Annotated in this window: 10 protein-coding genes; all 10 read left to right on the forward strand. The window is 36.9% G+C overall.

The window, feature by feature from the left end; genetic code table 11:
• The first annotated feature begins 19 nt into the window (after positions 1-19).
• The 10 genes from BLR54_RS09565 to BLR54_RS09610 all read left to right on the forward strand — a co-directional run bounded on the left by BLR54_RS09565 (position 20) and on the right by BLR54_RS09610 (position 11,055).
• Positions 20-2,317: a YfhO family protein gene (locus BLR54_RS09565; protein ID WP_090420160.1), complete on the forward strand. Its 2,298-nt coding sequence runs from the start codon at positions 20-22 to the stop codon at positions 2,315-2,317.
• Positions 2,317-3,237, forward strand: a complete 921-nt coding sequence (locus tag BLR54_RS09570) for a glycosyltransferase family 2 protein (RefSeq protein ID WP_090420163.1) — start codon at positions 2,317-2,319, stop codon at positions 3,235-3,237. The genes BLR54_RS09565 and BLR54_RS09570 overlap by 1 nt, the downstream gene beginning before the upstream one ends.
• 12 nt (positions 3,238-3,249) lie before the next feature.
• Positions 3,250-4,209, forward strand: a complete 960-nt coding sequence (locus BLR54_RS09575) for a glycosyltransferase family 2 protein (protein WP_090420166.1) — start codon at positions 3,250-3,252, stop codon at positions 4,207-4,209.
• Positions 4,210-4,218: 9 nt separating this feature from the next.
• Positions 4,219-5,292, forward strand: coding sequence for a polysialyltransferase family glycosyltransferase (locus BLR54_RS09580; protein WP_090420169.1), 1,074 nt, complete (start codon positions 4,219-4,221; stop codon positions 5,290-5,292).
• A 63-nt stretch (positions 5,293-5,355) separates the two neighbouring features.
• Positions 5,356-6,399: an N-acetylneuraminate synthase family protein gene (locus tag BLR54_RS09585; protein WP_090420172.1), complete on the forward strand. Its 1,044-nt coding sequence runs from the start codon at positions 5,356-5,358 to the stop codon at positions 6,397-6,399.
• Positions 6,399-7,532 (forward strand): UDP-N-acetylglucosamine 2-epimerase, encoded by a 1,134-nt coding sequence (neuC, locus tag BLR54_RS09590; protein WP_090420175.1) that lies wholly within the window; start codon positions 6,399-6,401, stop codon positions 7,530-7,532. The genes BLR54_RS09585 and neuC overlap by 1 nt, the downstream gene beginning before the upstream one ends.
• A gap of 23 nt (positions 7,533-7,555) precedes the next feature.
• Complete coding sequence (locus tag BLR54_RS09595; RefSeq protein WP_090420178.1) at positions 7,556-8,491, forward strand: polysaccharide deacetylase family protein; 936 nt, start codon at positions 7,556-7,558, stop codon at positions 8,489-8,491.
• Positions 8,491-9,285 carry a formyltransferase family protein gene (locus tag BLR54_RS09600; protein ID WP_090420181.1) on the forward strand — a complete coding sequence of 265 codons (795 nt, stop codon included), beginning with the start codon at positions 8,491-8,493 and terminating at the stop codon, positions 9,283-9,285. The genes BLR54_RS09595 and BLR54_RS09600 overlap by 1 nt, the downstream gene beginning before the upstream one ends.
• Positions 9,286-9,295: 10 nt before the next feature.
• Positions 9,296-9,994: an acylneuraminate cytidylyltransferase family protein gene (locus BLR54_RS09605; protein WP_090420184.1), complete on the forward strand. Its 699-nt coding sequence runs from the start codon at positions 9,296-9,298 to the stop codon at positions 9,992-9,994.
• The gene (locus tag BLR54_RS09610) at positions 9,991-11,055 is read left to right on the forward strand and encodes an acyltransferase (RefSeq protein ID WP_176761910.1); all 1,065 of its coding nucleotides are present in this window, start codon (positions 9,991-9,993) and stop codon (positions 11,053-11,055) included. The genes BLR54_RS09605 and BLR54_RS09610 overlap by 4 nt, the downstream gene beginning before the upstream one ends.
• Positions 11,056-11,309: the final 254 nt, after the last annotated feature.

Here is an 11,309-nt window from a genome sequence, read left to right on the forward strand (position 1 = left end):
AAGGGGAGTATATTAGTTAATGGGAAAATTGTTTACTATTGAAAACAAAAAAGAATTCAATGAAAAGATATTCACATTTCTTATTTGCTTTGGAATAGCTTTATTATCATTTATATACTTCATATGGAAAGGTGATGGCTTCCTTGTCATCACCAATGATTTTAATGATCAACAAATACCTTTTACTATTTCAGCCCACAAAGCAATTTTAAATGGAGGAATTAGTGGCTTTAGTTGGGATGTGGATTTGGGAACATCAACACTTAATGCCTACAGCTTTTACTGCCTGGGAAGCCCTTTCTTTTGGCTCACAATGCTCTTCCCGGCAAATGCATTTCCTTACATTGCTGGCTGGATATATATGCTAAAGTATGCCTGTGCAGGATTATTTGCATATATATATTTAAAGCGATTTGTAAAAGATACCAGATGGGCAATGGTAGGAGCTATTCTTTATGCATTTTCAGGTTATTCTTCTATAAATCTTATTTTTTATCATTTTCATGATGTAATAGCGCTATTTCCGTTGTTGCTAATTGGAATAGAGATTATCCATGAGAAGAAAGACTATAGATTATTTATTTTTGCCGTATTTTTAAATTGTTTCCTGAATTACTTCTTCTTTATAGGAGAGGTTATTTTCTGTATTATATATTTTATCTTCAGATTTGTTGGAATTGTATCGGTTCAAGAATTTTTAGTAAGAACAGGTAAGTGTATTATATCAGGTGTGCTTGGTGTAGGAATGGCAGCGGTGTTGTTCATTCCAAGTATCATTTTTATTACAGACAATCCAAGAGCAAGAACTTCCATTTATCTTGAAAAGATTCTTGAATGGCAGCCTAGGTTCTTACTTTATCTGTTTAAGTCCATGCTTCTTCCAGGAGAAGCAATGACTTCTTTAAGTAGTGTTTATTTACAGAAGTTTTATAGCTCTGGTATGTATCTTCCGATGGTTGGATTTGTACTTGTTTTTGCCTACATGCTAAAAAACAAAGATTGGCTGTTTAAGCTACTAATAGCTTTAATATGTACATGCTTTTTCCCATTTTTTAGTGAGGCCTTTTATTTATACAACGAATCCCAAATGAGATGGTGGTACATGCTAGTGTTGATGATGGCATTGGCATCCATCAAGGTTCTTGAAAATTTGGAAGAAAACAAGATCACAATTCTTGGAGGAGCCATCGGTTATGGTGCCCTAATTGCGTTTTTGTATGTCTTATTAGAATTTGTAAATTATTCGGAAGCAGAGCCAGATTTAATATATAGTCATTTTAAGCTATACACACTAATCATGATAGCTGGCTTAGGGTTGCTGATTACATATTTTTTATGTACTAGATTTGATAATCCTTTTAAGGTGATTCTTGCTACAGTTTCGCTGTTCGCTTTTGGAACGACTTTTTTAACACTATATATCTATACAAAGCATGGTGTGCCTGTAGAACAATATAAGGCAAATTTCCAAAGTGCTGCACAGTATCAGCTTCCAAATAATCAATATCGACTTAATGATACTTACAATTTGGATTCTATGGTAAATAATCTGGCGGGATTTAATAATCAATGCTCAACAGATTCTAACAGTATAAGAGAATTTGAAGCATTGTTTGATTATTATGACCCGGTTTGTGCTATTAACAAAAATGAGTATAAGGGGCTAGCCGAGTTACTTGGTGGAAAGTATTATATAACGCCGGATTATACAGTTGTTAATGGACAGTTGATAGCAGAATATCCTAATGATTTGGGATCGACATATATGGTTGAGGTGTGCGCGAATCCAATAGGCTACGCTGTTGATTCATACATCACAATGGAAAGATTAAAAGAAATAAACGTTGTTGACAGAGGTCTTGCACTTTTAATTGCACCAGTAATTGAGGAAAACAATTCAACTGCTCTTATGAGGAAGGAATTGGCTGAGGACACAGTAAATGTTTCAATTCCTGTTTCAGATTATGTTGAAAAGAATGCCAGCAAAGCGGTAGAAAATTTTGTAAGAAACAATCGAGGCTTTACATGTAGAACAGATTATGACAAGGATCAATATGTATATTTCGCCGTTCCAAATGATGATGGATGGAGCGCATATGTAGATGATACACAAGTGGATATTATAAATTCTGGCGGAATGATGATTATAAAAGTGCCAGAAGGAGAACATTCAGTAGCCTTCGAATATGTGACTCCAGGCTATAAAGTAGGCTTGGTTATATCAATATTCTCATGGGGGTTATTTGTGTTGTACTTATTATTTTATAAGAAGCTGGTTCTTGATTATTCCATGCAAAAAACAGAAGGAATTGATTAATGGCTAAAGATAAACTAATTACTATATATACTTCCACATATAACAGAGCAACACTGTTGCCAAGAGTATACGAGTCTTTAAAAAGGCAGACTTCGTACAATTTTATATGGCAAGTAATAGATGACGGATCAACAGATGACACCAAAATCGTTGTAGAAAAATGGAAATCTGAAACAAAAGAATTCGAGATTAGATATTACTACAAAGAAAACGGTGGAATCCATACGGCTAGAGACGCGGCATATAAACTGTGTGATACTGAGCTTATCTTAGGAGTAGACTCTGATGATTGGCTTATGGATGATGCGGTAGAAAAAATAGAAAATATCTGGAATGAAAATGATGATAAAAACGTCATAGGTATATTTGCAAAAACCACACTAGAAAGTGGGAAGATCGCATGTGAATCATTTCCAGAATCATTAAAAAAGGCTACCTGCCAAGATTTCTTGTATAAGTATAAACTTCAAAGTGATACGGTGAATGTTTTTAAAACTGATGAAATGAAAAAACTGGTAGATGCTCCAAAGTTTGATGGTGAGAACCTGATAGGGGAAGGCTATAAAATGATTCAGCTGCCAGAGAAACCGTTTTTGGTAAGAGATATTCCTATAGTTGTTGTAGAGTATCAAGAAAATGGATATTCTATGGGGGCGCATGAAGCCGTTTTTAGAAACCCAAAAGGGTTCAGAGAAGATTATAAAATGCATATGGTAAAAGCCAGATATTTCAAGCCTAAGATGAGAGGATACTTGGGGTATATTTCCTGTAGTTTCATTCTTCATGATTATAAATATATTAAAAAATCACCAAAAAAAATAATGACAGTGTTATTAACGCCATTAGGTGTATTATCTTATTTATATCTTTTATCAAGAACACACAAGAAAACAAAAGCTGCCCGTATTTCAGAAAAATAGTTAGGAAACAAAATGAGATTTAGTGTAATAATTCCAGTATATAACATAAAAGAATATATAGAATATGCTGTGGAAAGTGTGATTGACCAGTCTTATAAGAATTATGAGATAATACTGGTTGATGACGGTTCATCTGATGGCAGTGAAAGGATATGTGATGAATTAGAGGCTAAATATCAAACAGTTAGGGTTATTCATAAAGAAAATGGTGGATTGAGTAGTGCTAGAAATGCTGGAATCAAAGCTGCAGAAGGTGAGTATATCTTGTTCCTTGATGGAGATGATTATTGGCAGTATGATAATGGACTCTATGAGATAGATAAAGTGATTAGTGAGACTGAAACAGAAATTGTTGAGTTCTTGATGGCCAAGAGTTATCCGGATACAGGTGTTATTCACAACCACCTAAACAACACAATTCCAGAAGGTTTAAGTGTGGAAGAAACCTACAGATACATGATTAAAAATCAGATTATAAGTGGTTCTGCTTGTGATAAGGCATATAAAAGAACGTTTTTGGTAAATAACAGTTTATTATTTAAAAAAGGTATAAAAAGCGAAGATATTGAATTCTTTTTTAGACTTCTACTATACAAGCCAAAGATTCAAACAATTGATATGGATTTATATGTGTATCGACAGAATCGAGTAGGGTCAATAACAAATAATGTTACTGAAAAACATTGCGAGGACTTGTTGGATACAATAGAATCAGTTTGTTCCATAAAAGAAACAAATATGCGAGAAATCCTTTTACACTATGCGGGATTTCAATATGTTGTATTATACGGTAATATTTTTTCATTAAAAGATGGGGAAACAAAAGACAATCTAATTGCTAGATTAAAAGAAAAGAACTGGGTATTGAAATATAACAGTAACAAGAAAGTTTTTACAATTTATTTGATAGAGAAAATGATTGGTTTTAAATTAACAGGATTATTATTATCAAAATACTTGACGAGGAAATAATAAATATAGATGGTTAATGATTTTATAAAAGAAGTAAATTCCAACTCGAATATTGATTTTATTGGGTATGCAGAAACGCCATTTCATCTATTGGGAGTAAAGGCGTTTATATTACATTTAAGTGAGCAATTGCAGAGAAATGTTAATGGAATAATAATAGAAGGAAAACACAGCACTGCGGGTTACTTGCTTAATGATGATGTGATAAATTTTCCAGTTTGTGATTATATAAAAGTATTTAGATTTAGCTTAACAGAACTAAATCATCGATGTTTTAAAAGTGAGTCGGCAATTAATGAAAGTAGAAATCCGTTAGTTATTATCTCTCCAGTTTCGCCTTGGATACGTTTAGCGGTTGAATATAAAAAAGCATTTCATGTAAAGGTTGATACAGCTTGTATTGATGATGGAACAGGTGCATATTTATCAAGACATGAGTTTATAAAGATAACACAACAGGGAAAAACGGCATTATATGTAGAATTAAAATCGATAATACGTGATTGCGCTAAAGTAATTGTGCGAGAATGTAATAAAATTGGTGAAGTTGAGTTTTCAATATTCAAAAAACGTAGTTTTATGAATGATAAGGTTGTTGATTACTATCGAAGGGTAATTGAACAAGATGTTGAGAAAAACAACGATTTGGGGAATAAATATATTATATATCTTGGAACTGTCGACGAGATAAAAGATGTACAAACTGCTCATAATACAAGAGTGATTTGTTTGCTAAAAGAGTTTTATAATAAAGGATATAAGGTATATATTAAAATGCATCCAAGAGATACTGATGGTTTGGGTGAAGTGGATTTTCCAGTGGTTTCATTGCCTCAAGAAAAATCAATTGAAGAAATAATAGCTTCAGTTACAAATAAACCAGACGTAGTGATTGGGCATGGTAGCACAGCATTGTTGACGTTAGCTGTATTTTGGGGTATAGAAACATGGTCGCTTTCAGACTCGAAATTGAACTATGATAGTGTAAATGGTTTCAACAAGATGGTTACAGATAATCCGCAAAAGACAGGGAAGATAAAACTCTATGATATAAATGCAAATATAGAAGTTAATATACACTAAAAAGAGATAGATTAATATTTTTATGAGAGGAGTGTACAGTTAAAAAACGGTACAATCAATATTATGATAATTCAAAATGGTAATAAAACAATAGAAATCGGAGAAAATGCACCAGCTCTGGTTATACCAGAGATTGGTATCAACCATAATGGCTCTCTTCAGGTGGCTAAGGAAATGGTGGATGCTGCATATCGTGCAGGAGCTAGATTGATTAAGCATCAGACACATGTTTGTTCTGATGAGATGGCAGGCGCTGCCAAGAAGGTAATCCCTGGAAACGCTGATATTTCTATTTATGACATCATGGAACAAGCAGCTTTATCTGAAGAGGAAGAATTAGAATTAAAGGATTATGTTGAGTCTAAGGGGATGTTGTTCCTTAGTACTCCATTCTCGCGTGCAGCAGCTGACCGCTTAGAGAAGTTTGGTGTTAATGCATACAAGATTGGATCAGGAGAACTTAACAACTATCCACTCATCGAACACATTGCGGAGTTCGGTAAGCCTATGATTGTATCCACAGGTATGAACGACCTGAAGAGCATTGAGAAAACTGTCAACATTATGGAAAAATACGGTGTCCAGTATGCCCTTATGCATACAACCAATTTGTACCCAACCAAGCCGGAATGGGTTCGTCTTGGCGCAATGCAGGAGATGATGCATGCATTTCCAGGTGTACCGGTTGGTCTTTCTGATCATACATTGAATAACAATGCTTGTATCGCGGCCATTGCACTTGGCGCAAGCTTGGTAGAACGTCACTTTACCGATCATATGGACCGTATTGGACCGGATATCGTATGCTCAATGGATGAGCACGCGCTTGGCGAACTTTTACAGGCAGCTAGAGAAGTACCGCTTATGCGAGGTGGTCACAAGGGGGCTATCCCAGAAGAGCAAGTTACCATTGATTTTGCCTTTGCAACGTGTGTTACAATCAAGCCTGTGAAGGTCGGAGAAGTATTCACAAAAGAGAATCTTTGGGTGAAACGTCCGGGCACTGGAGAAATTCCAGCAGAAGAGTATGAGAATATCCTTGGAAAGAAAGCTACTTGCGATATCGAAAACGATATACAGTTAACACGGAGTATGGTAGAAAACTAATGAAGAAGATTTTATTTATCACCGGAACACGCGCTGATTATGGTAAGATTAAGTCTCTAATTAAGGGCGTGGAAGAAGATTCAAATCTAGAGGCTTATGTATATGTATCTGGTATGCATCTAATTGAAAAATTTGGAAACACTTATCAAGAAGTTTTGAAGGATAAGTATAAGAATATTTATGTGGATTTTTCACAGAATAATACAGGCGACATGAGCTATGATCTCGGTAATGTCATTTGCAACCTGACAGGTTATGCAAAGCATGTACAGCCAGATATGATTGTGGTTCACGGAGATCGTATCGATGCGTTGGCAGGCGCTATCGTAGGAGCGCTTAATAATTATCGTGTAGCTCATATTGAAGGCGGTGAGTTATCTGGTACCATCGATGAGTCTATTCGACATGCTATATCTAAGTTCTCTCACTTGCACTTTGTTTGCAACGAAGAGGCGAAGACAAGACTTCTTCAGATGGGTGAGCACGAAGAAGATATCTATATCATTGGTTCTCCAGATATCGACATTATGTTATCCGATGAACTTCCATCATTAAAGGCTGCCAAGGAACGCTACGAAATCCCGTATGACAAGTACGGAATTCTTATGTATCATCCTGTAACTACTGAGTTTGATATTTTGGAAGGTCATGTGAAAGAGTTGATAGATGCATTGGTTGCATCTGAGAAGAACTATATCGTAGTATATCCAAACAACGACTACGGTTCTGAAATCATCATGAGCGCATTTAAGAAGTTGAGCGATAATCAGCATTTTAAGATGTTCCCATCTATTCGTTTAGAATACTTCTTAACACTGCTTAAGAATGCTGACTTTATGATTGGAAATTCTAGTGCTGGTGTACGTGAGACCAGCGTATATGGTATTCCTGCTATCGATGTGGGAACTCGTCAGTCAGGACGTTATTCTCTAGATAATACCAATATCCAGCATGCAGATGAGGATATGAAAGCACTTTTAGGAGCTATTGGAAATATTGAGAACTATCGCAAGAAGTCCTTTGACTTTGGTAAGGGTGAGAGTACAGAGCGCTTTATGGAGACCGTTCGAAGCAGTGAAGTATGGGAACGTGATATCCAGAAAAGCTTTGTAGACTTGACAAGCGCATTTTAGTTAGAATTGAGGAATTGTAATACATGAATACCCAAGCACATGGTATTATGTTCCACCATTTCCACGGTGGAGAACATATCAAGGCACAGGGATTCTTATCTGCCCAGGATTTTGATGATTTGCTTACCTGGTATGGTAAGAATAATAACATTATTGGTGCAGAAGAATTTTATGAGAAGGCAATCGGTGGTAAGTTAGGGAAGAATGATGTGGTACTTACTTTTGATGATGCACTGCGTTGCCAATATGATATTGCAGGTCCGGTGATGAAGGATAGAGGTCTCACCGGATTCTGGTTTGTTTATACGTCTCCAATGACTGGCGTATATGAGAAGTTGGAGATTTATCATCACTTCCGCTTCTATATGTATCCGGAGATTGATGACTTCTATGCAGCATTTTTCGAAGCTGCAGAAGATATCAAGGATATGTTGAAAGTCGATGTAACTGCAGGACTTGCGGATGAGAAGTGGCGTGGTTATAAGCCGGAGAGTACCTTCTATACCGACAATGACCGCAGATTCCGTTATGCCAGAGATTATATCCTGGGTGCAGACCGATATAATCGCGTCATGGATGCCATGATGGAGGCAGCAGGTTATGACTATGAGAAGTATGTAGACCTGCTCTGGGTAAAGGAGCAGGAGTTGAAAGCACTTCACAAGGAGAATCATATCATCGGTCTTCATTCCCATACTCATCCAACCACCCTTGGTATGATGAATTATGAGGATCAGAAGGCAGAGTATGCGACCTGTAAGAAGCTTTTGGAAGCCTTCCTTCCAACCATCACCACCGTATCCTATCCATGTGATTCCTTCAATGATGATACCAAGGGAATCATGCAGGAGTTGGGCGTGAAGATGGGATTTCGCGCATATCCAATTGAGAATGCAGATCCATTTTTTATACCAAGAGAGGATCATTCGAATCTATTCAAGACAATGAGGAATCAATAATGAAGATTACAGTATTTACCAGCAATCAGCCAAGACACTTAAGCTTGCTTCGTAGACTTTCCGAAGTGGCTGACGTTGTATATGCCATCGAAGAGGGAACCACCGTATTCCCTGGAGAGGTGAAGGATCGATATGATAATTCGCCGGTGATGAAGGAGTACTTCGAGCACGTAAGAGCCGCAGAGGCAGAAGTCTTTGGAACTGTTGGATTCCTTCAAAATAATGTAAAGCAGCTTTGCTTGAAGTCCGGAGACTTGAAGTACATGACCATGGAGCAGCTGGATGAAGCTCTTCATAGTGATTTGTACCTAGTATTTGGTTCAGGATTCATCAAGGGTGATTTAATCCGCTTCCTAGAAGACCATAAGGCTATCAACATCCATATGGGTGTAAGTCCATACTTTCGTGGCGCATCTTGTAACTTCTGGGCTGCCTATGATGGATACCCTGAGTTGGTGGGTGCAACAATTCATATGTTATCTGAGAAGTTGGATGCCGGTGATATGTTGTATCATGCCCTACCAAAGCCTCAGAAGGCTGATCCGTTCGTTCTGGGTATGATTGCAGTAAAGGCTGCTCATGATTCTGTAGTCGAGCGTATCAAAGATGGCACTCTTTTTACCATTCAGGGACAGAAGCAGGATGCTACCGGTGAGATTCGCTACAGCAAGAATGCAGAGTTCGACGATGTGGTAGCAGAGGATTACCTGCATAATCGAATGACACCGGAAGAAGTGGAGCAGAAGTTATTACAGAGAGACTTATCAATGTTAAAGGATCCGTATATCGGATAAGGTATAGAGCATGATTCAGGGAAAGAGAGTCCTTGCACTGATTCCAGCCAGAGGCGGAAGCAAGGGCATTAAGGATAAGAATATTCGACCGGTGGCAGACAAGCCACTGATTGCGTACTCCATTGAGGCAGGTAAGAACTGTGAATACGTAGATGATGTAGTAATTACTACAGATTCCGGGCGTATCAAGGCAGTAGCAGAGGAGTATGGTGCATGGGTACCATTCCTACGTCCAGATGAGTTAGCATCCGATACGGCAACCACCTTGGATGCAGTATTGCATGCTGTAAATACACTAAAAGAGATGGGCAAGGAGTATGATATTTTAGTCATCCTGCAGCCAACCTCTCCACTTCGTGATGGAGAGGACTTGAAGGGTGCCTTGGAGAAGTATATTACGTCGGGGGAACGTTCAATGGCGTCCGTATCCGTGGTGGAAGATCATCCTTTGTTGATTCGTACACTTCAGGATGATACGCATATGAAAAAGATGCTGGATGTATCTTCAACCTGTCGTCGTCAGGATATGCCAGAATTTTATCGAATCAATGGAGCTATTTATATCAATTCTATTTCAGAATTGAACGATGATACCAGCTTCAATGATAATGAAGTACCCTATATTATTTCAGAGGAACATGCTGTCGATATCGATGAGTACAAGGACTTGATATTGGCCGAGTGGTATTTATGCGGGAAACCTATATGAGAGAAGAAAAACGCCTGGTAGGAATTGATTTACTGAGAAATCTATCTATGTTTGGAATAGTGTTGCTACATATGACTGGGGCTAGCGGTATAATTACATCTGCCACACCTGGTACTACAAATTACTACTGTGCATGGTTTGTAGAGGCAATTGTATTTTGTTCGGTAAATGTATTTGGATTAATCTCTGGTTATGTTGGTGTAGAAGGAAAATGGAAAATTTCAAACTATATGTATTTATGGTTAGAGGTTGAGTTCTATAATGTGTTGATCTATTTCTTCGCAAGACTAATCCATCCAGAGTGGATAGATGGGTACGAGCTTAAAGAATTATTTTTCCCAGTATCATCAAATCTATATTGGTATTTTAGCGCGTATTTTATGGTTTTTGCGTTTATGCCTATCATAAATGCTGCATTTGAAACTCTCAACAAAGGCTCCTTGACTATTATTTTAATACTAATGTTTATTATGTATTCAATAATTCCTTTGATAATAGGAGATACATTTTATGCAGGATTTGGATATAGTGGAAGTTGGCTTGTATTTTTATATTATTTTGGAGGGTACATAAGGAGATTTTCAGAAATAGAGAAGAAAAGTGCGTTGTTTCTTTTGGGATATATCATAATAACACTATTAGCATTTTGTATTTATATCATGAGAAATTACGTATCAGAAAATTATGTGTCGAATTTGCTAAATGGGTTATTTAAGTATAACTCTCCCGTTGTTCTTGCTCAGGCCATTTTTTTGATATACGCATTTAAATCTTTGAATCTTAACAGTATATTAAGAAGAATTACCATTAGTATAGCTCCGTTATCTTTTGCAGTGTACTTAATACATGGACATAAGATTTTGTTTTGGGCGCTTATTGTTGAAAAGTGGAATTATTTTGCTAGTTGTAGTATCTACAAACAACTTTTGGTATCTGGTGGGATGAGCATACTAATATTTGTATCCTGTATTTTAATTGACTGGATAAGATATAGGATTTTTGAAATATTGAGGGTGAGGACCATTTTGAAGAAACTTGATGTATATGTAAAAAAGATGTAAACTATACTCGTCGAGTCTGAAGACTGTTCTCAATAGAGGGAATCATTTGATATGTCCAATTGACTTTGACAGTCATTTTGAATGAAAAATTTGATTGGTTAAATCAAACAATTAAGCATAATATGCTTGTAAACAGGGAGTAGTAATGAGTATAATCTTGACAGACAGACAGACAGACAGACAGACAGACAGACAGACAGACAGACAGACAGACAGACAGACAGACAGACAGACAGACAGACAGACAGACAGAC

The sequence above is a fragment of the Pseudobutyrivibrio sp. YE44 genome (assembly GCF_900104335.1).
Classification (GTDB): domain Bacteria; phylum Bacillota; class Clostridia; order Lachnospirales; family Lachnospiraceae; genus Pseudobutyrivibrio.